Origin of the sequence: Halomonas sp. R57-5, assembly GCF_900070345.1 — a bacterium.
Taxonomy (GTDB): Bacteria; Pseudomonadota; Gammaproteobacteria; order Pseudomonadales; family Halomonadaceae; genus Vreelandella; species Vreelandella ventosae_B.
This window is the reverse complement of sequence record NZ_LN813019.1, coordinates 3,258,748-3,283,833: the sequence shown is the minus strand read 5'-3', so window position 1 is coordinate 3,283,833 and position 25,086 is coordinate 3,258,748. Positions and strand designations below refer to the sequence as shown.

Sequence of the window (25,086 nt, the reverse complement as noted above, 5' to 3'; positions counted from 1 at the left end):
CTTTAGCCCTCCTTAAACGCAATCAGCGAGGCAAAGTTGAGGTACTGGAACCAAGTCATTGAGCGCGGAAAGCCTGCCTGCTTTAGCCGCCCATGCAGTGCGTCCAGTGTGTCCGGTACCAGCACGTTTTCCAGGGCAGTGCGCTTTTGGCTGATTTCTAAATCGCTGTAGCCATTGGCGCGCTTAAAGTCGTGGTAGCGTTCGACCCGCCAGGCGTTATCGCGCTCGTCGGCATCGACGGTTTTCTCGGAAAGAATCAGCACGCCGCCGGGTTCCAGTGCTGCATAAAGCCGCGCCAGTAGCGCATCGCGGTCAGCGGCGGGTAGAAACTGTAGGGTAAAATTGAGAATGATCATGCCCGAAGGCGCATACTCTAGGGTACGAATGTCGGCTTCTTCGACCTGCATAGCGTACGCTGGGCACTCGTCAGCGAAGGTTTGCCGTGCCTGAGTCACCATGGCGGGGGAAAGATCGACACCTGTGTAGCGAAAAGCATCAGGCGGCAGCGCGCCCGCCAGTGCAAGCCCGGAGGCGCCAAGGGAGCAGCCCAGGTCATATACATGGGCACCGTGGCGAAGGTGGCGCTGGGCAATTAAACTCAGCATGCCCAGAATTTGCCCGTATCCAGGCACTGATCGACGGATCATATCAGGAAAGCATGCGACGACCTTCTCATCGAAAGAGAACCGCGCTACGCGGTCAAGGGGTGTCGAAAAGATAGCGTCACGGTAAGATGCATCACTCATGGGCAAGCCGGTATTGTTAATGAGGCTGCGTAGTTTACGCGTCCTTCGTAAGTCAGAACAGTACGCCAGAACAGACCTTGCATGGAACGACGCCACTGGAGATGCCACATGGCCTCAGCATCAAGCGCTACCCCCGATACGTTACCCGCGTGGCAGACGTTAAAGCATCACGCTGAAACGCTGCAGCACGTTCACCTAAAAACGCTGTTTGGCACCGAGCCCTCGCGCTGGGAGAGTTTTACTCGCCAGGTGGCGGGCTTGACGCTGGATCTCTCCAAACAGCGCTGGGATGACGATACGCTCGAGCATCTGTTTACGCTGGCGACTGAAGCGGGGGTGCCCTCGGCGATTGAGGCACTGCTAAGCGGTAAGCGAGTGAATGTTAGCGAAAACCGTCCGGCGTTACATACAGCGTTGCGTTTGCCCGCCGATGCCTCGCTTGATGTTGAAGGTGAAGATATCGTCGCTGCCGTGCACGAAAGCCTTGCCCAAATGGAGCGCTTGGTGAGCCGGCTGCACGCAGGGCAGTGGCGCGGTGCCACCGGCAAGCCGATTCGCCATGTGGTGAATCTGGGCGTTGGCGGTTCAGATCTGGGACCCTTGATGGTCACCCATGCGTTGGCGGATTTCCGTCCCAAAGATATTCACCCGGTTGAGGTGCATTTTGCTTCCACCATGGATGGCTCGCAGTTAGCGGATTATCTGAGTCGGTTGAATCCTGAAACCACCATCTTTGTGCTGTCGTCCAAATCATTCACGACCATTGATACGCTCTCCAACGCTAACACTGCCCGGGAGTGGCTGCTGGGTCGTTTGACTCAGCATGGCGCGACGCCGATCAGCGCAGAGTTAGTTGTTCGCCAGCACTTTATCGGGGTGTCGGCGAGCCCCGAGAAAATGACCGAGTGGGGCATTGCGGACGACCATCAGTTAACTTTTTGGGAGTGGGTCGGCGGGCGCTACTCGCTGTGGGGCACTATCGGCTTGCCGATTGCACTGGTGGTGGGGATGGCGAATTTCCGCGAATTTTTAGCCGGTGCGCACGCCATGGATCACCATTTCGCCAAGGCAGAAATGTCGGAGAACCTGCCCGTGCTGCTAGCGTTAGCAGGAATCTGGAACGTTAATTTTCTGGATATCCGCGCGCACTCCATACTGCCCTACGATGGACGATTGGAGTATTTTGCCGCCTACCTTGAACAGCTTGAGATGGAGTCCAACGGCAAGTCGGTCACCCGCCAAGGCCAGCCGGTTAACTACTCCACATGCCCGGTACTTTGGGGCCAGCTTGGCCCTAATGCCCAGCATGCTTTTTACCAGTTGCTGCACCAAGGCACCCAGCCGGTAGTATGCGATTTCATCGCGCCGCTCAAGCGTTATGATGAGGTGGAAGACCCGGATACCCGTCGCCACCTTAAAACCCAGCACCGCCTGGCGCTGGCTAACTGCTTTGCCCAGTCCCGTGTGTTGATGCTCGGTGACGATGCTTTGGAAGATGACGGCCCACGACCGGAGCATAAACGTTATCGGGGCAATCAGCCCTCCACCACGGTGCTGCTTGATCAACTGACGCCCTCTACGCTGGGGGCGCTCATTGCGCTTTACGAGCACAAGGTATTTGTTCAAGCGGTGATTTGGGATATCAACCCGTTCGATCAATGGGGCGTTGAGTTGGGTAAACAGATTGCCACCGATACCCAGAAAATCATCGACGGTGAAGGAGACCTATCGCGGATGGATGCCTCAAGCCGTGGGTTGATTGAGGCATTTTGGGCGGCGGAGCAAGAGTGATCTGTCCTGTCCCCGGCGCCCCTGGTAATAAGCATGGCTAGATATACAGCTTTTTGCTTTTCCGCTATCCTGTGCTTCTTTGCCAGCCGCCAATTACTCGATTCAGCATTCAATATGGCTGCCAGTACGATTTTTCAGGGAACCGACGTTACATGACCCAGTTTGATGCCTCTCAGTACGGCGCGAGTTCCATCGAAGTCCTGTCGGGCCTCGAGCCGGTACGTAAGCGTCCCGGTATGTATACCGACACCACTCGCCCCAACCACCTTGCCCAGGAAGTCATTGATAACAGTGTCGATGAGGCTCTAGCAGGCCACGCCACCGAGATCCACGTCGTGCTGCATAGCGACGGCGGGATCGAAGTGCAGGACAATGGCCGCGGCATGCCTATCGACCTGCACCCTGAGCACGGGGTATCCGGCGTTGAGCTGATCTTTACCAAACTGCACTCGGGAGGAAAGTTCTCCTCCACCAGCTACCGCTTCTCCGGCGGCCTGCACGGTGTCGGTGTTTCGGTGGTGAATGCGCTATCGCGCCGACTGGATGTCGAAGTCACCCGCGACGGTGCACGCCATGCCATGGCCTTCGAGTTCGGTGAAAAAGTCGAAGAGCTGCATGAAATTGGTAAAGCGCCCAAGCGGACGAGTGGCACCCTGGTACGTTTCTGGCCCGATGAGAGCTACTTCGATAGTCCCAAACTAGCGCTAACGCGGCTCAAACACCTGCTGCGTGCCAAAGCGGTGCTTTGCCCTGGGCTCAAGGTCAAGCTGGTAGAGCCCGAGGGCACCACCACTGAGTGGGAGTTCGCCGACGGCCTACGCGACTATTTGGTAGAAGCCACCGATGGCTATGAAGTGCTGCCCCCCGAGCCGTTTGTCGGCCACTTTAGCGACGACGAACACGGCGTGGACTGGGCCATCCAGTGGCTACCCGAAGGCGGCGAAGCGCTGCTGGAGAGCTACGTTAACCTAATTCCTACCCCCCAGGGCGGCACCCACGTCAACGGTTTCCGTTCCGGGCTCTTGGATGCCCTGCGCGAGTTCTGCGAATACCGCAACCTGTTGCCCCGCGGCATCAAGCTCACCGCCGATGATTTATGGGAGCGCACTTCCTTTGTGCTCTCGGTAAAAATGCTCGACCCACAGTTTGCCGGGCAAACCAAAGAACGGCTTTCATCGCGCACGATTGCTGGTTTTGTTTCCGGCGTGGTTAAAGACGCTTTCTCGCTATGGCTAAACCATCATGTGGATCAAGCCGAAGCGATTGCCGAACTGGTCATCAGCGCGGCGCAGAATCGCCAGAAAAAAGCCAAGAAGGTCGCTCGTAAAAAGGTCACGTCCGGCCCGGCATTGCCCGGTAAGCTGGCCGACTGCTCCGGCCAAGACCCCGCGCAAAGCGAGCTGTTTTTGGTCGAAGGGGACTCTGCCGGCGGCAGTGCCAAACAGGCCCGCAACCGCGAAACGCAGGCGATACTGCCGCTGCGCGGTAAGATCCTGAATACCTGGGAAGTAGAAACGCACGATATCTACGGCTCCCAGGAAGTCCATGATATCGCCGTGGCCATCGGCGCCGACCCCGGCAGCGCTGATCTGGAAAAACTGCGCTACCACAAGATCTGTATTCTCGCCGATGCCGACTCCGACGGCCTGCACATCGCCACGCTGCTGTGCGCGCTGTTCGTGCGCCATTTCCCGAGCTTGGTCGATGCCGGCCACGTCTATGTGGCGATGCCGCCCCTCTACCGGATTGATCTGGGTAAAGAAGTGCACTACGCCCTGGATGAGAGCGAAAAAGCCGCCATTCTCAAGCAACTGGCCAGTAAGCGCGGCACGCCTAATGTGCAGCGTTTCAAGGGCCTGGGGGAGATGAGCCCGCTGCAGCTGCGTGAAACCACCATGTCGACGGAAACCCGGCGCCTGGTGCAGCTCACCTTGACCGATGGCGATGGCACCATGGAAATGATGGATATGCTGCTGGCCAAAAAACGTGCCGGTGATCGCAAAAAGTGGCTGGAAGATTACGGCAACCTCGCTGATATCGAGGTATAAATAAAATAGATAAGCGTTAACAAGGCGTTGTTACAGTAACTCGTGCTTTAGCCGATAGTTGAATGTAGGGCTTACAAACTCTAAAAACCGCACATTCAAGGGGAAAACGTTGTTTAAAACCATATCTAGGCAGCTAACGCTGGCCGCACTCGCACTTATGCTACTGATGGCCGCCAGTATCTACGCCGTGATGGCGTGGCGTGGCCAMCCGCTGGKGATTGAAGCAAGCCAGTCGTTGGTGGATCGAACAGGCGGTTCGATAGTCAACGCTTTGGACGCGCAGTTATCGCGGGTTGAAGGCAATACCTCGAGTCTTGCCGCCTTGGCTGAGTCGTTACCTCGCGAAGAAGAACTTTATTTGCAAGCCTTCCCAAGAGTGGTGGATGACAATAGTAACAGCGTCATTGTTGGCGGTGGCATCTGGCCAGAGCCCAATGCATTTGAAGAGGGGGTTGAGCGTTTTAGTTTCTTCTGGGCAAGAAACGAGCAAGGCGGGCTTGAGTTTTTAGATGATTATAATGCCCCCGGTATGTCGCCTTATCAGGATGAAGAGTGGTACAGCAGCGCCCGTGGTGCCGAACCGGGGCAATGCGTATGGTCAACGGCGTATCGTGACCCTGCCACGGGCGTGGCAATGGTGACGTGTAGCGTCCCTTACTATCTTGATGATGAGTTTGCGGGCGTGGCCACTATTGATATGCAGCTAGAAGGTGTTGCCGAGTTCTTAACCGAAAACGGCGGTGCTACCGGTGGCTATGCGTTTGTGCTTGATAGTGCGGGTAATGTAATTCATTTCCCAGGTGCTGACCTGGAAACGGATGAAATGCAGGGCTTAGCGAATTTAACCAGCAATATGCCTTGGTTGCAGCCCGTTATTGATGGCCTCAATGAAGGGCGCGACGAAATCAGCGTTGAGACAGCAGGAGTGCTGGATSCTCCCGCCTCGGTGCGCTTGTTTGATATGCAGGATACCGGTTGGACGCTTGGGTTAATGACGCCGCAAGAAGAAGTGACGGCGCTGGCGCGAACCTTAACGCGTGATTTGCTGGTTGTCATTCTGCCCCTGTTAGCGCTGTTGCTTGCACTGGGTTGGTGGGGTGGACGCATCCTGTTGCGGCAAATTCGCAGTACCACGCTGCAGATTGATCAGTTAGGGCAGGGTGGCTCTAGCCGKGAGCTGACTATTTATCGCGACGATGAAATTGGCGAGCTACGCAGCGCTGTAAACCGCTACTCGGATAAACTGCAGCATCTGTTCGGCGACGTGCGCAGCGTAGCTGATGCTATCGCCAGTGAATCGACGGAAATTGCCGCGGGCAATACCGAGCTTTCTAGCCGCACCGAGCAGCAGGCGGCTTCTTTGCAAGAGACCTCTTCCACGATGGAAGAGATGGCCGCGACGGTGAAGCGCAACGCTGACAACGCCCAAGAGGCGGATCAGCGAGCGAAAGAGTCAGCGGAAAAAGTTAAGCAAGGTGGTGAACAGGTATCGCGGCTGGCGCAATCCATGGAGGCGATCAACGAAAGCTCCGGTGAAGTGTCTACCATTGTTAGTGTGATTGAGAATATTGCTTTCCAAACCAATATATTGGCGCTAAACGCCTCAGTTGAGGCAGCGCGTGCGGGTGAGCATGGCCGTGGGTTCGCTGTGGTGGCTAGCGAAGTTCGCGAGCTGGCGTCACGCAGTGCTGCCTCTGCCAGAAACATTAATGGGCTGATTAAAACCACTTCTGAGCAGATTGCGACCGGTAGTGGCTATGCTCAGGCAGCTGAATCTGCCATGAAAGACATAGTGGTGGCGATTGAAGAGGTGACCGCACGGATCAGTGAAATCAGCCAAGCGTCTGGCGAGCAGACTAACGGCATTGACGAGATCAACCGGGCGGTTACCCAAATGGATACGGTAACTCAACAGAACGCTGGCTTGGTCAGCCAGGCCGCTGGTGCTGCCAATGAGCTGTCGCTCCAGGCCCAGCGCTTGAAAGGATTGCTTGATGAGTTTCATGGCAGTTCTCAAGCGGCTGCACTGTCACACGAGACGAAGGCACCAAACGAAAGGTATCAATTAACATAGCGAGCCATGTTAAGTGGCCGCGCGTCCGCTTATCAGCCGCCCCGACTGGGGCGGTTTTGTTGTCAAGGTAGGATATAATCGACATGGATATTCAAGTAGCGGAGGGCGACGTCGAACGTCTCTCCCTGCGCGACTACACTGAAAAAGCGTACCTCGACTACTCGATGTACGTCATTCTCGACCGCGCCTTACCCAATATCGGCGACGGCATGAAACCCGTGCAGCGGCGAATCATTTACGCCATGCGCGAGCTGGCGCTGCACGCTAACGCCAAGTACAAAAAGTCGGCGCGTACCGTCGGTGACGTACTGGGTAAGTTCCACCCCCATGGCGATAGCGCCTGCTACGAAGCCATGGTGCTGATGGCGCAGCCATTTAGCTACCGCTATCCGCTGGTTGACGGCCAGGGCAACTGGGGTAGCCCCGACGACCCTAAATCCTTCGCCGCCATGCGTTACACCGAGGCCAAACTTTCCAAGTTTGCCGAAGTGCTGCTCGGCGAACTGGGCCAAGGCACCGTTGACTGGGCGCCTAATTTCGATGGCACCATGCAGGAGCCACTGGTTCTACCTGCCAAGCTCCCCCATGTGCTGCTTAACGGCGGCACTGGGATTGCCGTGGGCATGGCTACCGATATTCCACCCCATAACGTCTCGGAAATCGTCGAAGCCMCCTGCCACCTGTTGCGCAACCCCAAGGCCACCACCMCCGATTTGATGGAATTCGTGCCCGCGCCGGACTTCCCCACCGATGCGGAAATTATTACCCCGCCCGCGGATCTGCGTAAGCTCTACGAATCCGGCCGTGGCTCGGTCAAGCTGCGCGCGCGCTATATCCGCGAAGAAGCCAATATTGTTATCACCGCTGTGCCGTATCAGGTCAGCGGCGCCAAGGTGCTGGAGCAGATTGCCGCGCAAATGCAGGCCAAAAAGCTGCCCATGGTGGCCGACCTGCGCGATGAGTCGACCCACGAAGAGCCAACGCGCCTGGTCATTGAGCCACGCTCCAACCGCATTGACGTTGAGTCGTTGATGGCGCACCTGTTCGCTACCACCGACTTGGAAAAGAACGTGCGGGTGAACATGAACGTGATCGGCCTGGATGGGCGCCCACGGGTGATGCCGCTGCCCGAAATGCTGGGCGAGTGGCTGCAGTTCCGACGCAGCACAGTGCGCCGCCGGTTAGAGCACCGCCTGGGTAAAGTCGAAGACCGCCTGCATATCCTGGAAGGCCTGCTGATCGCCTACCTCGATCTGGACGAAGTGATCCGCATCATCCGTGAAGAGGATGACCCGAAAGCCTCGCTGATCGCGACTTTTAGTCTCTCCGAGCGTCAAGCGGAAGCGATTCTAGAGCTGCGCCTGCGTCACCTTGCCAAGCTCGAAGAGATGAAAATTCGCGGAGAGCAGGACGAACTGGAAAAAGAGCGCAAGTATTTAGAAGGCCTGCTAGGCAGCGAAGCCAAGCTCACCACCCTGATCGAAAAAGAGATTCGCGCCGCGGGTAAAGAGCACGGCGACGAACGCCGTTCACCACTGGTGGAACGTGAAGAGTCCAAAGCGCTGTCTGAAGTGGAGCTGTTGGGCGCTGACCCGATTACCGTGGTGTTGTCGGACAAAGGCTGGATTCGTGCCGCCAAAGGGCATGATATTGATCCCGAAGGGCTCTCCTACAAAGCTGGGGATAGCTTCCAGCTAGCGGCCAAAGGTAAAACCAACCAACCGCTGGTGTTGTTGGATGACACCGGGCGTGCCTATACGCTATCGGCGCATAACCTGCCCAGTGCCCGGGGCCAGGGTGAGCCGGTTACCGGGCGTGCTAATGTCGCCGCCGGGGCAAAAATGGCGGGGCTGATGTTTGCGCCGCCCGAACGCCGCTTTGTGCTCGCTACCGACGGTGGCTATGGCTTTGTGGCGCGCCTTGATACGCTCACCGGTAAAAATAAAGCCGGTAAAGCGGTGCTTAGCCTGCCCAAAGGCTGCAATGTGATGGCGCCGGTTGAAGTGCCTGAGGGCGACGAGTTGTGGGTGGCCTCGGTTTCAAACGAAGGCCGACTGCTGCTGTTCCCGCTAGATCAACTGCCTGAGATGTCCAAAGGCAAAGGCAATAAAATGCTCGATATACCCGGCCCAAGGGCTGCGCGCAGAGAAGAGTTTGTCTGCGGTCTTACCGTGCTGGCGTCTAACGATGCACTAATGATTCATGCCGGTAAGCGCAAGCTAACCCTAAAAGCCGACGATCTGGCCTATTATCGTGGCGAGCGTGGCCGACGCGGCAGCAAGCTGCCCCGCGGCTTCCAAAAAGTTGACCGTTTAGAGGCAGGGGAATAAATAATGGTAGGAGTTAAGTGATGGCAAACGGTGACTTGATCCTAACCGTTTTAGCGCCGCGACTCACCGCGGATATTCAGGCTCAGATAGACGCGCTTATCGTGCAATTTGGTCTACAGCAAAAGAGCACCCAGCGCCTTGCTGATATACAGCAGGGCGAGAGTATCGACTGTGTTGAGCAGCGTCTGGTAGGCGAGGTAGATGTTGAGGCCGTGCGCAATGCCGCACTGGTACTGAGCGAAACCCTGGGCGTGGATATTGTTATCCAAGCAGATACGCGAGATCACGTTCAGCCCCGTTTGGTCTGTTTCGACATGGACTCCACGCTGATCAAAGCCGAAGTGATTGACGAACTGGCGCGCCGCCATGGCGTTGGTGAAGAGGTCGCAGAAGTCACCGAGCGGGCCATGCGCGGCGAACTTGATTTTAAAGCAAGTTTCCGCGAGCGGATGAGTAAGCTGGGCGGTTTGGATGAGTCGGTGCTGGCGGAAATCGCTGCGGAGCTTCCGCTGATGGACGGCGTTGAACGGCTGATGGTCAATCTAAAACGCTTGGGCTATCGAACCGCAATTCTCTCTGGCGGCTTTACCTACTTTGCTCTTCACTTGCAGGAAAAGCTGGGTTTTGACGAGATACATGCTAATGAGCTGATCATCGAGGAGGGCAAGGTCACAGGCGCAGTTAGCGAACCGATTGTCGATGCCGAACGCAAAGCCGCACTATTAGAGTCCATTGCTTTGCGGGAAGGTTTTAGCCTGGGTCAAACGATTGCGGTGGGTGACGGCGCCAACGATCTAAAAATGCTTGCCAAAGCGGGGATGGGGGTCGCGTTTCGCGCCAAACCTCTGGTACGTGCCCAGGCACGCCAAGCGATATCGTCGGTGGGTCTTGACGGTGTGCTCTATCTGCTGGGCTACCATCAGCAGGATTTAACGCCGTAAAAAAAGGCGGTGCCACTGGGCGCCGCCTTGTTTTATATTTTTTAGTGCCTCTATTCGTTTTTAGCCATGACCTTTATCCGGATGCGGTACTGGTTTGTCGCCTACTTCCTCAGGGCGCAGCTCTACCGGCTTACCCTGGGTTTTATCAGCGTGTTTTAAGCGCAGGTGCAGGCCTGACTTGGCCAACAGGTGGGCGCTGACGGGGGCGGTAATAAACAGGAATAGCGTAATCAGCAGCTCTTGAGCATCCGGTTTGCCGTCAATGCTCCAGAAATACAGCATTGAAGCGATCAGCATGCAGCCGATGCCCAAGGTGGTGGCCTTGGTAGGGCCATGCAGACGCATATAGAAATCGCGCAGGTGCGCCATCCCCAGCGAACCGATGAAAACGAAGATACCGCCAGCGATCAGCAGCAGTGAAATAAGCGCTTCAATGATTACTGACATAGCTCCCCCTGACCTAGATTCATCATTCGATAGTTCATGTTAATCATTCGATGATGTCTCCGCGTAGAATATATTTGCATACCGCCACGGTGCTGATAAAACCTAGCATCGCGATCAGCAGCGCCGACTCGAAGTAGGTTTTGCTGTTCAGCCACAGCCCTAACAACACAATGAGTGCAATCGAGTTGACGTACATGGTGTCTAGAGCCAGTACTCGGTCGGGCAGGCTAGGGCCGATGGTCAGCCGATATAGGTTCATCAACAGTGCCATCACCACCAGCGCTAAGGTGATATAAAGCGCAATGCTCAGCATTCGTAAATCTCCTTGAGCGGGCGTTCGTAGCGCTCACGAATCTGGTTAATCAGCGCCTCTTCATCGTCGACATTTAAGGCGTGAATCAGCAGTGACTTACCATCCATACGCAGATTGGCCGACACGGTACCCGGTGTCAGGCTGATGGTGCTGGCGAGTAACGTGATGGTGAAGCGCTCTTCGAGCATTAGCGGGTATTCGATAAAGTGAGGCTTTAGTTTGCGCCAGGGGTTGGCGATCAAATAAGCCACTTCAAAGTTGGCGGTGATAATGTCTCCCAGTACCCGGAAGATAAACCGCAGTAGGGCGAAAGGCTTAGCGATCAGAGGCCGTGCATCCCAAAAGCGGTGGGTCAGCAGGGGAATCAGGATAGCTAACGAGCCGCCCAACACGAATTGTCCAAAGGCGTAGCTGCGTACTAACAGCAGCCACACGACCAGCAAAAGTAGCGATAATACAGGCGTGGGTAGCCAGGAACGCGGGGCGATCATTGGGCATCTCCAGCATCAGGTAGTAGCGTGCGAATCAGCACCTGGGGGTTGGCTAATTGCTCAGCTGTGGCTTGAGTGTAGCCGCTCACAGGCCCTGCAAGTGCGACTAATAGCGGCGCTGCGCTCAGCAGCCAGATAACCCCAAACCACTGGCAAGCGGGTAGTGAGCTACCGCTGGTGGTGCCCCGGTGGCTACGCCAAAATAGCGTAGAGCCAGCCCGGGAGAGGGCGATCAGCGAGGCCAGGCTGGTCAGCAGCAGTAGTGGCCAGAGCCATAAGCGCTGGGTGCCCTCGGCGGCATTAAGCATCAACGCCTTGCCGAAAGCGCCGGAAAACGGTGGAATGCCCGCGACGGCGATAGCGCCGACAAAAAACAGCATGGCGAGTACGGCGCCTTGCACCATAGGGCGACCCTTGACCAAACGGGTGCCTGCTTTACCGCGTTGTAGGCCAATCATTTCCGCTAGCAGGAATAGACCACCAGTGATTAGCGTGGTGTGGATCAGGTAATAGAGTAGCGCAGAGACCGCCTGAGGTGAGCGCATGCCAATACCTGCCAGCAGCGTGCCCACCGACACCAACACCAGGTAAGCCACCAGCAAGCGCAGATCTCGCGCGGCCATTACCCCAACGCCTGCGGCTGCCAGAGTGCCGAGCGATAGCCACCATACCCAGGGCTGCTCCAGCGCCTCCAAGCCGCCAGCGCTATCGCCAAAAATAAGTGAGTAAACGCGCAGAATGGCGTAAATCCCCACTTTGGTCATAATCGCAAACAGTGCAGCCACCGGGGCCGGGGCGGAGGCGTAGGCCTTGGGCAGCCAAAAGTAGAGCGGTAGAATCGCCGCTTTTAACCCAAACACCACCAGCAGCATTAGTGCACCGGCGGTCACTAAACCGTCGCGTTCTGTCGGTAGGTCAGCGACCCGGATGGCCATATCGGCCATATTCAGCGTGCCCGTGGCGCCGTAGAGAATTCCCACCGCAATCAGAAACAGCGAAGAGCCCGCCAGGTTGAGCACCACATAGTGGACGCTTGCCTGAATGCGCGCTTTGCCGCCACCGTGCAGTAGCAGGGCGTAAGAAGCTAGCAGCAGTACTTCAAAGAAGACGAACAGGTTGAACAAATCGCCGGTTAAAAAAGCCCCATTAATGCCCAGCAACTGCCACTGAAAAAGGCCGTGGAAGTTACTGCCTTTTTCGTCGTCACCCGCACAGGCAAAGACCACTGCGCCAACGGCTAATACAGCGGTCAGCAGCAGCATTAACGCCGAGAGGCGATCAAGTACCAGTACGATGCCAAACGGGGCTTGCCAGTCACCGAGTGCGTAGTAAGTGATTTCACCGCTAGCGGCTTGGCGTAACAAGCCAATCGCTACCAGCAGCAGTAGCGCAGTGGCGGCAACGCTGACAATACGCTTATAGCGCACCAGTCCTTGGCGTTGATAGAGCAGTAAGATGCCCGCCACTAACGGTAGAACAACAGGAAAAACAATCAGGTGCTGCATCATTCTCGGTCTTCCTTTTTACCGTCGACGTGGTCGTTACCCACTTCACTACGCGCCCGCATCGCCAGGATCACCACAAAGGCCGTCATCGCAAAGCCGATCACAATGGCAGTGAGCACCAGCGCCTGGGGGAGCGGGTCGGCGTAGTCAGTTCCCTCAGACACAATAGCGGGGCCATCAGTGGTTAAGCCGCCCATCGAAAACAGGAATAGATTCACGGCGTAAGAGAGCAGCGTAAGGCCCACCACTACTGGAAAGGTGCGGCCTCGCAACGTCAAGTACAGGCCACAGGCGGTCAATACACCGGTGGTCATCGCATAGAGCAGTTCCATTAGCGAGGCTCCTTGGCAGAGGGCGTTGCCGCGCTGGCGTCGGCATCTTTTTCTGAAGCTTCAGTAACCGGGCGGTGGGCGGTGGTGACCTTGCCCAGATTGGCAAGAATCATCAGCGTGGCACCCACTACCGCTAAATAAACGCCCAGGTCAAAGAGCAACGCGGTGGCAAGTTCAAAGGTACCGATCAGTGGTAGCGAGAAGTAACCGAAGGCCGAAGTTAAGAACGGATGGCCGAATAGCCAACTACCCAGCCCGGTTAGAGTGGCTATCGCCACCCCAATGACGGCTACCGGTTGGAACGGGAAGTCCAAACGTTCTTGCGCCCACGCCACACCCCGGGCCATGTACAGCAGGATCAAGGCGACCGCAGTAATCAACCCGGCGATAAAGCCACCCCCAGGCTGATTATGGCCGCGCAGGAAGATAAAGGCAGATACCAACAGKGCCAGTGGCAGCAGCGTCATTGAAATTGACGTGAGTACCGCTGGGTAGCGGTCAGGTGACCATACCCGGCCTTCGCCGTCACTGTGCGGCATAAACAGGCGTAAGCGGTTGAGTAGCTTAAAGATCGCCAGGCCAGCGATGGCCAGTACGGTGATTTCACCTAGGGTGTCAAATCCCCGGAAATCGACCAGAATCACGTTGACCACATTGTAGCCGCCACCACCGGGCTTGCTGTTCTCCACAAAGAAACTGGAAATCGACAGCGTCTCGCGGGTCATGACCGCGTAGTTAAGGCTGGCAATCACCAAGCCTAGCGTGCCTGCCAGCAGCATATCGCGAACGTTGCGCAGTGGGCTGGATTCCCGTGGGGTCTTCTGCGGCAGGAAAAACAGCGCCAGCATCAGCAGAATCATGGTCACCACTTCCACCGAAAGCTGTGTCAGCGCTAAATCGGGTGCTGAGAAGCGGGCAAAGGTGAGCGCCACAAATAGCCCGACGACCGATAGCATCAGCAGTGAAATCAGCCGGTAGCGGTGAGTGGCAGCAGTGGCTACGCCGCCAAACATCAACATCCCCGCCCCAAGTATAAGGATACCATCCAGCTCTTGATTGCCAGCAGCTCCCGTTAAGTCGGTGATCTGGACCAGACCGATCCCACCCATGACTAGTGCGCCCAGCCACAGCCAGCCCACATAGCGCTGTAGCGAATTGCCTTCAAGCGCGGCGATAAGCTGCTCGGCGCGATAGCCCATGGAAACAAGAATACGTTCAAACACGCGCCGAGCATCCACTCCGGCAAACTGCTGGGTAAATCGACGCACCTCGGCATGGCGCCAATAGAGTGCAATACCCACTATGAAGGCGAGCAAACTCATGATGAGTGGCAGATTTACGCCGTGCCAGATAGCCAGGTGGAAATCGAGCGGACTACCGATCACCGCTTGGCTGGCGAGTTCAAGTAAGCCTGTTGCCATAAAGGCCGGGAACAGGCCCACTACCACGCACAGGACTACCAATATTTCTACCGGCAACCGCATGAGGTGTGGCGGCTCGTGAGGAGATTTCGGAGGGGCTTCACGGGCGGGTTTAAAGAAAACGGCGTGTGCTAAACGCAGTGAATAGGCCACGGAAAGAATGCCGCCAAGCGCCGCTAATGCGGGTAATAACCAGCTTAGGCCACCTAAAACGGGTGTCGCCAGCGCCTCGGTGAAGAACATCTCTTTGGATAAGAAGCCATTAAATAGCGGTACGCCCGCCATTGCTGCCGCAGCCAGGGTGGTCAGTAGCGCCGTCACAGGCATGGCTTTTCTCAGCCCCCCCAACTGCTTCAACTCCCGAGTGCCGGTTTCGTGATCGATAATGCCGGCACTCATAAACAGGGCGGCTTTAAAGGTGGCGTGATTCAGAATGTGAAACAGGGCAGCCAAAATGGCCATGGGGCTACCGATGCCCAACAGCACGGTGATCAAGCCTAAATGACTAACGGTGGAGAACGCCAAAATGCCCTTGAGGTCGGTTTTCATCAGCGCAAACCAGGCGCCATAAAGCATGGTGATGATACCCACCAACGAGACCACCACGCTCCATAGCTCGCTGCCCGCAATAGCGGGGTGTAGCCGTGCCATCAGGAAAATGCCTGCTTTCACCATGGTGGCCGAGTGTAGATAGGCTGATACCGGCGTGGGGGCCGCCATGGCATGAGGTAACCAAAAATGAAACGGGAACTGGGCTGATTTGGTAAAGGCACCCAACAGGACTAACCCCAACATAAGCGGATAGCGCGGGTCGGCAAGAATAACGTCTCCGCTGGCCAATACATCGCCCATGTTGAAGCTGCCTGCCATATCGCCCAGTAGCAGTAAGCCTGCCAACAGTGCCAGGCCGCCTGCGCCCGTTACGGTTAGCGCCATACGTGCGCCTTTGCGAGCGTCGCTGCGGTAGGACCAAAAGCCAATTAACAGAAAAGATGACAGACTGGTTAATTCCCAAAACAGCCAAAGCAGTATCAGGTTGTCTGATATTGAAATACCCACCATTGACGCCATAAAAAGCATCAGGAAGGCGTAGAATCGGCCATAGGGTTCATCTTTGGCTAAATAGTAGTGTGCATAGAGAATAATCAACAGGCCAATGCCGAGTATCAGCAGGTTGAACAGTAGCGACAGTCCATCCAGGCGAAACGCTAGGTTCAGTGCCAGTTCAGGCATCCAGGTGGCCGAAAAACGCAGCTGCTCGCCGTCTAGCAGAGCCGGCACGTTGAGTAGCGTCATTACTAAGGCAGTCGCCGGCAGCACAGCCGTCGCAAGTGAGCAGAAACCGCGCCCGCGCTGTGCGGTGAGTGCCGGCACCAGTACGCCTAGCAGAGGCAATAAGGCTATCCAAAGCAGTGTCATGGGGTCATCCAGCGTCTAAACAAAAGAGTACCGACAGGGCGCCTATAGAGGCGTTCTGGTGGCGTAGGATACATCAAGTGAAACAACAGGATATCACTTGTGTAGCAGGTGTGTAATTTTAGTATAAAGTGTGCGGATTAACCGTTAAGAGATTTTTTGTTACATGAGTAACTCCTTTACTACCTGGCAGTCCCGTTTTGAAAAGCTGCGCTCGAATAAGTTTTTTGAAGCGGTGGTGATTGCCATTATCGTCCTTTCCGCCCTGGTGATAGGGGCCAAGACCTACGACGAAACTTCCCAGGTTGAGCAGTGGCTGCTCTATCTCGATATCGCAGTGACGATTTTTTTCCTGATTGAGATTTTAATCAGAATGGCCGCAGAACGCAGCCTGCTTAGCTTTTTTAAAAAGGGCTGGAATGTTTTTGACTTCCTGATTGTCACCGCCAGCCTAATTCCCATGGACGACTCGGAAATGGTGCTGCTGGCACGGCTGCTGCGTATTTTCCGGGTACTCCGCTTGGTATCAATGATACCTGAACTACAGATGCTCCTTAGCGCTTTGGTGAAATCGGTGCCGCGGATGGGCTATGTGGTCCTGCTGATGTTTATCATCTTCTATATTTACGCCGCCATTGGCAGTTTTCTGTTCCACAATGTCGACGAGGGCCTATGGGGTAACATCTCCCTGGCCATGCTGACGCTATTTCAGGTGGCGACGTTTGAGAGCTGGGCCACTGCGGTGCTCTATCCGGCCATGGAGGTTTATCCCTATGCCTGGATCTATTTTTTAACCTTTATCTTTTTGAATGCCTTTATCTTTCTCAATATGATGATTGGTATTGTGCTGGATGTGATGCAGAAAGAGAGCGCGCAAATGGCGCTGGACAACGGCGAAGGCGAAGAAGCCGAGCTGCAGTCGCTACGCAATGATGTTCGCGGGCTGAAAGCACAGCTTGACCGCATGGAGTCAGCCCTCGCTCAAGCCTACTCGACAGCCCCCACACACCAGAATGACGCGGGCGGTAAAGCACACTGACAAACCCACAACTGACTGATTTTAGGAGAGCCGCCATGATGTTGACTGATCCTGCCAAAAAGTACCGCCCCTTTGTGGCCGTTGATCTACCGGMCCGTCAGTGGCCGAGCCAGCGCATTGAATCAGCGCCTATCTGGTGCAGTGTTGACCTGCGCGACGGCAATCAATCGCTGATCGACCCTATGGATCAGGAGCGTAAACAGCGCTTATTCGACATGCTACTCAGCGTTGGTTTTAAACAGATAGAGGTAGGGTTTCCGTCAGCATCGCAAACGGACTTCGACTTTGTGCGCTCGCTGATTGAGCAGGATAAAATCCCTGAGGATGTGACCATTCAGGTGCTGACCCAGGCGCGCCCGCACTTGATTGAACGCACCTTTGAAGCCTTGAAAGGCGCCAAGAACGCCATTGTCCACGTTTATAACGCCACTGATCCCATGTTTCGCCGGGTGGTGTTTAACGTCGATAAGCCTGAGTGCGTGCAAATCGCCGTAGAGGCGACCCAGCAGATACGCGCGCAGATGGACGCTGCACCGGAAACTAACTGGACGTTTCAATACTCGCCTGAGCTGTTCACCACTACCGAGATGGATTTTGCCGTTGAGATCGTCGAAGCGGTCATGGCGGCTTATGGTTCCAGCGCTGATAAGCGCATGATCGTGAACCTCCCGGCCACGGTAGAAGTTGCCACGCCGAATAACTATGCCGATCAAATTGAGTGGTTCTGCCGCCACGTCAAAAACCGTGATCATCTGATCGTCAGCGTTCACCCCCATAACGACCGCGGCACCGGCGTAGCGGCAGCCGAGTTAACGCTGATGGCTGGGGCCGACCGGGTTGAGGGTACTCTCTTTGGTAACGGCGAGCGTACTGGCAATGTGGATATCGTTACTCTGGCAATGAATATGTACACTCAGGGCGTTCACCCTGCGCTCGATTTCTCCAATATCACTCCCATCATGCGTGAAGTGGAGTACTGCAATCAGCTACCGGTCCATCCCCGTCACCCCTATGTGGGCGATTTGGTGTTTACCGCCTTCTCTGGCTCCCACCAGGACGCGATCAAAAAAGGCATGGCGGATCGGCGCGCAAATCCTGATGCCGTTTGGGACGTCCCTTATTTGCCCATCGACCCGCTGGACGTGGGCCGCAGCTATGAAGCTGTGATCCGGGTTAACAGCCAGTCGGGCAAAGGCGGGGTGTCTTACCTGCTAGAGCAGGAACACGGTATTGAGCTACCTCGTCGGCTCTCCATCGAGTTTAGCCAGGTGGTGCAGGAAGTGGCTGAGCGCACCGGTAAAGAAATTACCTCGCAGATGATTTATCAGGCCTTTGCCGATGAGTATTTAGAGCAGCGCTCACCTTTCGCGCTAGTGAGCCATCGTTTGTCGTCGGAGCCCGACAGCCCTAAAATCACCTTGGATGCCGTGGTCGAACAAAACGGTGAGCGGCAAACGCTTACTGGTGAGGGCAACGGCCCGCTAGCGGCCTTTATTAAAGCGTTGGCCGCCGCTGGGCACGATGTGGAAATCATCGACTACCACGAGCACGCCCGTGGCCAGGGCGCCGACGCTGAAGCTATTGCCTATGTCGAAGTGCGCATCGATGGCAAAGCGGTGTTTGGTGTAGGCACCGATGAGAGCATTACCAGTGCCTCCATGAAAGGCGTCCTTAGCGCGATCAATCGCCACCACTCCACCCAGCCTGCGGCGGCGAACGTGACGGCGGAGACGTTGGGCTAGTAGTCGATTGCCAACATAACAAGGTGGAAAGCGATGCGGCCCTGGCAGATCATAGTGTTAATCGCGTTAGTGCTGGCTGGGTTAGCATCAGCCGTGGCTTCCCACGAGCCGTTTGAGTCCAAGCTGGTACGCCTGGAAGCTCAGCGGGCGCTGCCCGCTCTAGAGGCATCGCTTAAGCAGGAGTCGCCAGAGCTCAACGCGCTTTTTCTCAGCTACGCCGCCGATCAGGCGCTGTGGATGAGCGCTTCGCTGGCGATGTTACGCCATGGTGATATAGCCCGCGATGTGCTGGTGGAGTACGGTTTATCGCCTCAGTTTCAGCAGGTGCTGGTGCGCTTTGGCGCCGACGCCGTACTGCCTATCAGCTACTTTCGCAGCCACGATGTAGCGACGCTAAGGGCGCAGCACTGGGTTGGTGAGCGCTATCAGCAGCTTAGTCATTGGTGGAGCGATGAAGAGGGCGACGCGGATTCGGCGCTCACCCCTTACCGCCGCGGGCAGATGGGTATTGCGCTGCTGGATGCCAATGGTCACGCGCTGCTCAACCAGTTTGTAGTCAGTGAACAAGGCGACGTGGAGTGGCTACAGGGCGAACGGCTGGTCTCGGGCGTTGGCGATTTCTTTACCAGCGGCCTGCGCGATCTCGAAAGCCAGTGGCGGCGGGGCGACGCTATTGGCGCAGCCGATTTGGGCTGGGCCGGTGTCGATCTACTGGTCATGGCCAGCACCGTTAAGGTGCTGCGGGCGGGCAAGGCCGCTCGTGCTGCGCGGGTAGGGAGCGTTGAAGCCCAGGGCGCTCGTGTTGGCTTGCGCCAGGGAGTTGTTGCCACCAGCGGGCGTTTTGCGACTCTGCCGCGTATGGCCAAGATTGCAGCGGTAGCGGGCACCGCCTATGTGGTGGTTCGCCACCCAAGCCTAGTTAGCGCGCTGGGCGCCAACCTTTCTACCTGGCTAGGCTGGCCGGTATGGTTGGGCCAGTTTCTTATTTGGCTGGTTGTGCTACTGCCGGTGCTGATAGTGGCGCGATTTGCCTATCGCTGGCTGTTGACGCCGCTGCTGTGGCTGCTAGTGCCGTTGATGCGGGTATGTTTTAAAACTGCTAACCATGCGTTAGCCAAACGTACTCCAAGGCAAGTCGACGAGACTAACTAAGAAGATGGGATGTAACATAAACGGGGCGGCCTTAAGGCCGCCCCGTTTGTTTTCTATTGATCAACCGCAAGCGTTATTCCGGCAAGGCATAAACGGCAACCTGATCACCTACCTGATCTTTCAAGATGCTGTTGCCACCGGAAACAAAGGCGACGTATTGGCGACCGTTGTACTCGTAGACAGCAGGGTTCGAGACGGAGGGGGCTTCGGTCTGATCTGACCACAGCTCCTCACCGGTTTCCAGCGAGTAGGCACGCACCTTGGCATCCATGGAAGCGCCAATAAAGATAACGTCGCCAGCGGTTACCGCTGGGCCGCCAATGGTGGGCGAGCCCCAACTCTCTGGCATATAGAAACCGTACTGTTGCGATGCGCCGATGGGACGACGCCATTTGATATCACCTGTCGTCATGTCGAGGGCAACAAGCTCACCAAAGGGTGGTTCCCAGCAGGGCATGCCCAACCGATTGAGCGCGACCTCTAAACGCATCCCATAGGGCGCGCCTTCCTGTGGGGCAAAACCGCTTTCATTGCCGGATCCGCTATCCGCTTTGTCATAATCTTCGCGATTATAGAGTTTTATGTACTGCACAATGTGCGAGGTATTGACGATCGCTGTCTGGCTTTCGGGGTCGAAGGCTACGCCGCCCCACTGAACGCCACCCGCGCTGATGGGAAAGCCAAGGGTGCCTTCGCCTTGGGTCGTCGGTGGGGTGTACATGCCTTCATAGCTGAGATCGTCCCACAGTGCAGAGCACTCCCCAAAGCTAACCGCATCAGCCAGCGCCCAGACGTTGGGTTTCTCGGACTGATCTAACAGTGGCGCGGGTTTGGTGGGGAAGGGTTGAGTCGGCGCATAGACTTCGCCCTCAACACTACCGTCGCCGCTGGGTACTGGGCGCTCCTCAATCGGCCAAACATCTTCACCGGTTTCTCGATTGACCACAAACAGAAAGCCCATTTTGGTCGCCTGAATCAGCGCCGGGATCTCTTCGCCATCGACGGTAATGTCCATCAGCGTTGGGGCTGCGTTAATGTCGTAATCCCAAATATCGTGGTGAACCCACTGCCGCGACCAAGCCACTTCGCCGGTCTCGATATCCACCGCGGTGGTCGATGTGCCTAGCGGCACTTCTTCGCTGCGGTTACCGCCCCAGTAGTTCGGTGAAGGGGAGGAGACCGGTAAATAGACTAGGCCAAGCTCTTCATCGGCGGACATATGCGTCCAGACATTGGCGGTGCCGCTCTGCTCGCGCATCTCATCAGACAGCGCCTGGAACGTCCATTCGAGCTCGCCGGTGCGGGCATTGATTGAAAATACGGTGCCAGGGGGAGCCTCTTCATAGGCCCAGTCCATGCCTGCCCAGCCAAGAATTAGATGGTCGCCCACCACAGTGGGTGGCTGTAGCAGCGACAACGGCCATTTTTCATTGGTGTCATTCCACTGGTTGACGTCCAACACGCCGTTATCGGCAAAGTTTGCGCACTGTTCACCGCTATCGGCATCGACCGCGAACAGTTGCGCATCCATGGTGCCCATGTAGATGATCTTTTGGCAGGGCTCGCCTGCTTCCGGGGTATCCGCTTCCCAATAAGCCACACCGCGATTCTTCAGGGCGGGCTGGGTCAGCGCTTCGAGAGAGGACTGCGTATCGAAGCTCCATTTCTCTTCGCCATTCGCGGGGTCTAGGGCCAGAATCCGGTAGAAGGGGGTGCCGATATACAGCGTGTCGTTGGCAAACACCGGAGTGGCAGACCAAACGGTCGCTGGTAAATCACCTGAACCATCCGCTACATCGCCGGTATGCACTTCCCAGACTTTTTCCAATTCGCCAACGTTGTGGGCATTAATCTGATCAAGCGGGCTATATTTCTGGGCGTTGAGCTGACCATGAAAACTGTCCCAGGTCGGCTCTCCAGGCACCAGCGGAATGGGGGCGGCGCTAGTCGATTCTTCCGGTGTGTCGTTCTCTTGCTCCCCTGGCGATGCCTGTTCACCTGACTGTTCTTGAGCAGTGGGTTGCTGTGTATCTACTGACGGCTCCTGAGCGAGTAGCGGCAAGGGCGTAAAGCAAATAGCCAGAGCGGTAATCGCGCCTAAGCCCGATGTGACAAATTTAAACGGAGTGCTCGGGGCGGATAATAAAGTTGGCATGGGCAGCTCCTTAGTTGTGAGTGAGGCGTGCGTGAGGCGCTGGGCGAACCATGTCCACAATCAAACCGATCAGGCCGAGCACCATGGCAACGCCAATCCACCACTGATGGAGCAGCATTGCGGCGAAAAATGTACCGGCGAGCCCTAGCAGAATAAGCCCTCTCAGTGKGAGGGAGGCCCCGCGTGTTTTGACTTTCATGAGCAATAGCGCCATCACCGCAAGAACGCAACAGGCCACAATGGCAACCAGTGCCCCGAGTGTTCCCGTGACCCCGGTAAGTGGTGTGAAATAGGCATATAGAGCGATTGCAAGCCCGGCGAGTGAGGCTATCAGAAGGACGATAGCGCCCGATTTTGATGAGAGGGGTGACGACATAACGTGTTGGCCTCCTGCTGAGTGGAAAGCCTGACATTGAGGCTAATTCAACGTCAGAAATCGTTAGCACTATAACTTTAGCAGAAAACGGTACCTTTATGATCTGGGGGCCGTAACCTGATCAAATGTCGCAACACGTCGCACTGTTTTTTTTCAGTGGAGGTAAGGCATTGCAAAATTGCCTATCTCGAATAAACTAAACTAATTGAACTAAGTCGTGTTTCTCGGGAGAACTTCATATGGAAGCTATCAACATACACGAAGCCAAAACGCGCTTGTCGCAGCTAGTCGCGCGGGCTGCCGAGGGCGAGGGGTTTATTATCGCCAAAGCGGGTAAGCCGATGGCGCGGGTAACGGCGATTGACAGCCCTCTGCCTGGTCAGCAGAAGCGGCTAGGTTTTTTGGCAGGCCAGTTTAAAGTGCCTAATGACTTTGATCGGATGGGGCAGGAGGAAATAGCTGAGATGTTTGGAGGCTGATGTGAATCTGCTTCTGGACACGCATGTTTTGCTCTGGGCAGCGGCGTCACCGGAGCAACTCCCGGCGGATGCGCTATCGCTGATCAATGACGAGAATAATAGGCTCTACTTTAGCGCCGCCAGCATCTGGGAAGTGGTGATCAAGAACAGCCTGCAGCGCCCTGATTTTCAAGTTGACCCGCACTTATTGCGAAGAGGGTTGGTGGATAATGGCTATTTAGAACTCCCCATCAGTTCACTGCATACACTTAACGTCGCTCATTTACCTAGCATTCATAAAGACCCCTTTGATCGGATTTTGGTGGCCCAGGCAGAGGCTGAAGGTTTTTTGCTAATCACAGCGGATGAGCTGGTGGCTCAGTACGCTGGCCCAATTAGAAAAGTATGAGCGTTTCGTTCGTGAGCCGTAGGTTAAAAATCTGTTTCGCTTAAAAGCCCATCGACTAGATGGGCCTGATATGTTGGCGCTATGAACGACTCGCCAGCCATCCGCGCCAACCGCCAAATTCGCTGATGTCTTGTGCTTCGCCACCTTCATTAAGCGCTCCGGCGGTGCAAATAAAGCCACACTTCCAGCTACCGTCGGCAAGCTCCACTTGGCCTAAACCGAGCGGGGCGGGAATGCCTGCTAAAAAGCTGCCCACGCTTTCGATGGGCAGGTGCCACMCTTCCACTTCAATGGCTTGGCCGTTTTCGTCGCGTAGCAATGCTGGGCGTTTGGGCGGCCCGCCTGCCAGGGCAAACAGCTTATAGCGCGGCGCGCTTTGGGTGGTGCTCACTAATACGCCGCCGCGTTCGGTCAATTGGTGGTTAAGCGGCAGTCCTTGCAGGTGTGCACCGCACACTACCAGCTCCATGGTGCCGTCTTGGGCATTGGTTAAGGGCTCAGATAACGCCGGATGGGCAACGCCTGTGGCACCTAACGGCAGCATTAAGCGGGCTTCTATGGCACGGGCGAGGGAGAGCAGCGTTAAGTCAGCAAACACCGGCCCAAACAGTGTCACGCCCACTGGTAAATCGCGCTCGCTAAAGCCTACAGGCACGGCCAGAGCACTGTAGTCGAGCAGGTTCATAAAGTTAGTCCAGGTGCCCAGGCGGGAGTTAACGCCGATGGGGTCCGCCGCTACTTCGGCCTTGCTTGGGTGCGTGACTGTGGTGGGCGAAAGCATGATATCGACGTTAGCGATTAACGCGTCGGCTTGGCGCTTAAATTCGGCGAGCTTATAGCGCGCATCGAAGGCGTCCACGGCCAGTGGTGTAGCGCCGCCTTGGGTAATTTCAAACGTTACCGGGTGGATAGCGTCAGGATGTGATTGCATCAACTCGCGAATAACATGGTAGCGTTCCGCCACCCAAGGGCCTTCGTAAAGCAGGCGTGCTGCTGCGAGTAATGGCGAGCAGTCCAACTCGACTTTCTCACCGCCGAGAGCTTCCAGTTCGGCAATCGCGTGGTGCATTCCCTTGGTATACGCCTCATCGGTTTGCCACTGGGATTCCAGCGGCACGCCGAAGCGGAACGCCGCAGGGGCTTTGCCATAGCGTTTACCGTGCACAGCAAAGTCATGCTTCCGCGACCAAGCGCACTGATCATCATAGGCAGCGGTAATGCCGAGCACTTTAGCGGCATCGTCGGCAGTGAAGGTAAACAGGCTAATGGTGTCTAGCGTCGCGCAGGCAGGTACTACGCCTCGGGTGCTAAGCAGCCCCAGGCTTGGCTTGACCCCGTAAAGGTTATGGAAGCAGGCGGGCACGCGCCCAGAACCAGCGGTATCGGTGCCCAGCGCAAAGCTGACCATCCCCGCCGCAGTGACCACCGCCGAACCGCTGCTGGAGCCGCCGGGTACCAGCTTAGGATCGAAGGCATTAGCAGGCGTACCGTATACATCCAGCGCTCGTTCACCCACCAGACCAGTGGCAAATTGATCCAGGTTGGTTTTACCCATCGGGATCGCGCCCGCACCGATCAACTGCTGCACCACAAAAGCATTTTCGGTTGGCGTATAGGCATACGCCGGGCTACCTGCCGTGGTGGGAATTCCCGCCAAGTCGATATTGTCTTTCATCGCAAAGGGAATGCCGTAAAGCGGCAGTGTGTCTGGTGATTCGCCTTCCAAGCGCTGTAGGTAAGGCTCCAGTTGCTCTCGCGTTAAACGAGTAATCCAGGCGGGCTCTTTGCCGTGGCTTTCAGCTTGGGCCAGCAGCTCGTCGATTAACGCAGCGGGGGTAAGCTCACCCTGTTGGTAGGCGGTGTGAAGGGTCGCAATATCCAGTGATGCGATGGGTAACAT

At 56.2% G+C, this 25,086-nt stretch carries 20 protein-coding genes; 10 read left to right on the top strand and 10 right to left on the bottom strand.

Going from position 1 to position 25,086, the window contains the following annotated elements; all coding sequences use genetic code 11:
* Positions 1-2: 2 nt before the first annotated feature.
* A complete protein-coding gene (cmoA, locus tag HALO_RS15145) occupies positions 3-746 on the bottom strand; it encodes a carboxy-S-adenosyl-L-methionine synthase CmoA (protein WP_035578187.1) in 744 nt (247 codons plus the stop codon).
* A 108-nt stretch (positions 747-854) separates the two neighbouring features.
* On the opposite strand from cmoA, the gene pgi reads away from it, so the two are divergent.
* From pgi to serB, 5 genes are all read left to right on the top strand, one after another.
* Entirely contained in the window at positions 855-2,537 is a 1,683-nt protein-coding gene (gene pgi, locus HALO_RS15140) for a glucose-6-phosphate isomerase (RefSeq protein ID WP_035578189.1), read from the top strand.
* A gap of 152 nt (positions 2,538-2,689) precedes the next feature.
* A complete protein-coding gene (parE, locus tag HALO_RS15135) occupies positions 2,690-4,585 on the top strand; it encodes a DNA topoisomerase IV subunit B (RefSeq protein WP_035578191.1) in 1,896 nt (631 codons plus the stop codon).
* A gap of 109 nt (positions 4,586-4,694) precedes the next feature.
* Complete coding sequence (locus HALO_RS15130) at positions 4,695-6,659, top strand: methyl-accepting chemotaxis protein (protein WP_231896722.1); 1,965 nt, start codon at positions 4,695-4,697, stop codon at positions 6,657-6,659.
* Between the two features lie 83 nt (positions 6,660-6,742).
* Positions 6,743-8,989, top strand: a complete 2,247-nt coding sequence (parC, locus tag HALO_RS15125) for a DNA topoisomerase IV subunit A (protein ID WP_050713598.1) — start codon at positions 6,743-6,745, stop codon at positions 8,987-8,989.
* A 20-nt stretch (positions 8,990-9,009) separates the two neighbouring features.
* Positions 9,010-9,930 (top strand): phosphoserine phosphatase SerB, encoded by a 921-nt coding sequence (gene serB, locus HALO_RS15120; protein ID WP_035578196.1) that lies wholly within the window; start codon positions 9,010-9,012, stop codon positions 9,928-9,930.
* Positions 9,931-9,990: 60 nt separating this feature from the next.
* On the opposite strand, the gene HALO_RS15115 is transcribed toward serB, so the two are convergent.
* Genes HALO_RS15115 through HALO_RS15090 form a run of 6 tightly spaced genes read right to left on the bottom strand, consistent with a single transcriptional unit; the run spans position 9,991 to position 15,858 of the window.
* Positions 9,991-10,377: a Na+/H+ antiporter subunit G gene (locus HALO_RS15115; RefSeq protein ID WP_035578198.1), complete on the bottom strand. Its 387-nt coding sequence runs from the start codon at positions 10,375-10,377 to the stop codon at positions 9,991-9,993.
* Between the two features lie 43 nt (positions 10,378-10,420).
* The gene (locus HALO_RS15110) at positions 10,421-10,690 is read right to left on the bottom strand and encodes a K+/H+ antiporter subunit F (protein ID WP_008958594.1); all 270 of its coding nucleotides are present in this window, start codon (positions 10,688-10,690) and stop codon (positions 10,421-10,423) included.
* Positions 10,684-11,181, bottom strand: a complete 498-nt coding sequence (locus HALO_RS15105) for a Na+/H+ antiporter subunit E (protein WP_035578201.1) — start codon at positions 11,179-11,181, stop codon at positions 10,684-10,686. The genes HALO_RS15110 and HALO_RS15105 overlap by 7 nt, the downstream gene beginning before the upstream one ends.
* Positions 11,178-12,689 (bottom strand): monovalent cation/H+ antiporter subunit D, encoded by a 1,512-nt coding sequence (locus HALO_RS15100; protein ID WP_035578203.1) that lies wholly within the window; start codon positions 12,687-12,689, stop codon positions 11,178-11,180. The genes HALO_RS15105 and HALO_RS15100 overlap by 4 nt, the downstream gene beginning before the upstream one ends.
* Positions 12,686-13,018, bottom strand: coding sequence for a Na+/H+ antiporter subunit C (locus HALO_RS15095; RefSeq protein WP_035578205.1), 333 nt, complete (start codon positions 13,016-13,018; stop codon positions 12,686-12,688). Before HALO_RS15095 ends, HALO_RS15100 begins: the two co-directional genes overlap by 4 nt.
* Entirely contained in the window at positions 13,018-15,858 is a 2,841-nt protein-coding gene (locus HALO_RS15090; RefSeq protein WP_035578207.1) for a monovalent cation/H+ antiporter subunit A, read from the bottom strand. Before HALO_RS15090 ends, HALO_RS15095 begins: the two co-directional genes overlap by 1 nt.
* Positions 15,859-16,021: 163 nt before the next feature.
* Between HALO_RS15090 and HALO_RS15085 the strand changes: the two genes are divergently transcribed.
* From HALO_RS15085 to HALO_RS15075, 3 genes are read left to right on the top strand one after another with little or no spacing between them, the layout of a single operon-like run.
* Positions 16,022-16,894, top strand: coding sequence for an ion transporter (locus tag HALO_RS15085; protein ID WP_035578209.1), 873 nt, complete (start codon positions 16,022-16,024; stop codon positions 16,892-16,894).
* 35 nt (positions 16,895-16,929) lie between these two features.
* Positions 16,930-18,636 carry a 2-isopropylmalate synthase gene (gene leuA / locus HALO_RS15080; protein ID WP_050713597.1) on the top strand — a complete coding sequence of 569 codons (1,707 nt, stop codon included), beginning with the start codon at positions 16,930-16,932 and terminating at the stop codon, positions 18,634-18,636.
* 33 nt (positions 18,637-18,669) lie between these two features.
* Positions 18,670-19,788, top strand: a complete 1,119-nt coding sequence (locus HALO_RS15075) for a hypothetical protein (protein WP_035578217.1) — start codon at positions 18,670-18,672, stop codon at positions 19,786-19,788.
* A 73-nt stretch (positions 19,789-19,861) separates the two neighbouring features.
* Here HALO_RS15075 and HALO_RS15070 read toward each other — a convergent pair whose 3' ends face one another.
* Entirely contained in the window at positions 19,862-21,943 is a 2,082-nt protein-coding gene (locus tag HALO_RS15070) for a pyrroloquinoline quinone-dependent dehydrogenase (RefSeq protein ID WP_035578219.1), read from the bottom strand.
* A 10-nt stretch (positions 21,944-21,953) separates the two neighbouring features.
* Positions 21,954-22,319, bottom strand: coding sequence for a hypothetical protein (locus HALO_RS15065; RefSeq protein WP_050713596.1), 366 nt, complete (start codon positions 22,317-22,319; stop codon positions 21,954-21,956).
* A gap of 239 nt (positions 22,320-22,558) precedes the next feature.
* On the opposite strand from HALO_RS15065, the gene HALO_RS15060 reads away from it, so the two are divergent.
* A complete protein-coding gene (locus HALO_RS15060) occupies positions 22,559-22,798 on the top strand; it encodes a type II toxin-antitoxin system Phd/YefM family antitoxin (RefSeq protein WP_035578222.1) in 240 nt (79 codons plus the stop codon).
* Position 22,799: 1 nt separating this feature from the next.
* On the top strand, positions 22,800-23,186 hold the full coding sequence (locus tag HALO_RS15055) for a type II toxin-antitoxin system VapC family toxin (RefSeq protein ID WP_035578224.1): 387 nt from the start codon (positions 22,800-22,802) through the stop codon (positions 23,184-23,186).
* Between the two features lie 79 nt (positions 23,187-23,265).
* Here the strand turns inward: HALO_RS15055 and atzF are convergent, their stop codons facing one another.
* Entirely contained in the window at positions 23,266-25,086 is a 1,821-nt protein-coding gene (gene atzF, locus HALO_RS15050; RefSeq protein WP_050713595.1) for an allophanate hydrolase, read from the bottom strand.

Coding starts and splice junctions, on each gene's coding strand:
- cmoA (WP_035578187.1), bottom strand. CDS start 746: ATGAGTGATGCATCTTACCGTGACGCTATCTTTTCGACACCCCTTGAC.
- pgi (WP_035578189.1), top strand. CDS start 855: ATGGCCTCAGCATCAAGCGCTACCCCCGATACGTTACCCGCGTGGCAG.
- parE (WP_035578191.1), top strand. CDS start 2,690: ATGACCCAGTTTGATGCCTCTCAGTACGGCGCGAGTTCCATCGAAGTC.
- serB (WP_035578196.1), top strand. CDS start 9,010: ATGGCAAACGGTGACTTGATCCTAACCGTTTTAGCGCCGCGACTCACC.
- HALO_RS15115 (WP_035578198.1), bottom strand. CDS start 10,377: ATGTCAGTAATCATTGAAGCGCTTATTTCACTGCTGCTGATCGCTGGC.
- HALO_RS15110 (WP_008958594.1), bottom strand. CDS start 10,690: ATGCTGAGCATTGCGCTTTATATCACCTTAGCGCTGGTGGTGATGGCA.
- HALO_RS15105 (WP_035578201.1), bottom strand. CDS start 11,181: ATGATCGCCCCGCGTTCCTGGCTACCCACGCCTGTATTATCGCTACTT.
- HALO_RS15100 (WP_035578203.1), bottom strand. CDS start 12,689: ATGATGCAGCACCTGATTGTTTTTCCTGTTGTTCTACCGTTAGTGGCG.
- HALO_RS15095 (WP_035578205.1), bottom strand. CDS start 13,018: ATGGAACTGCTCTATGCGATGACCACCGGTGTATTGACCGCCTGTGGC.
- HALO_RS15085 (WP_035578209.1), top strand. CDS start 16,022: ATGAGTAACTCCTTTACTACCTGGCAGTCCCGTTTTGAAAAGCTGCGC.
- HALO_RS15075 (WP_035578217.1), top strand. CDS start 18,670: ATGCGGCCCTGGCAGATCATAGTGTTAATCGCGTTAGTGCTGGCTGGG.
- HALO_RS15070 (WP_035578219.1), bottom strand. CDS start 21,943: ATGCCAACTTTATTATCCGCCCCGAGCACTCCGTTTAAATTTGTCACA.
- HALO_RS15060 (WP_035578222.1), top strand. CDS start 22,559: ATGGAAGCTATCAACATACACGAAGCCAAAACGCGCTTGTCGCAGCTA.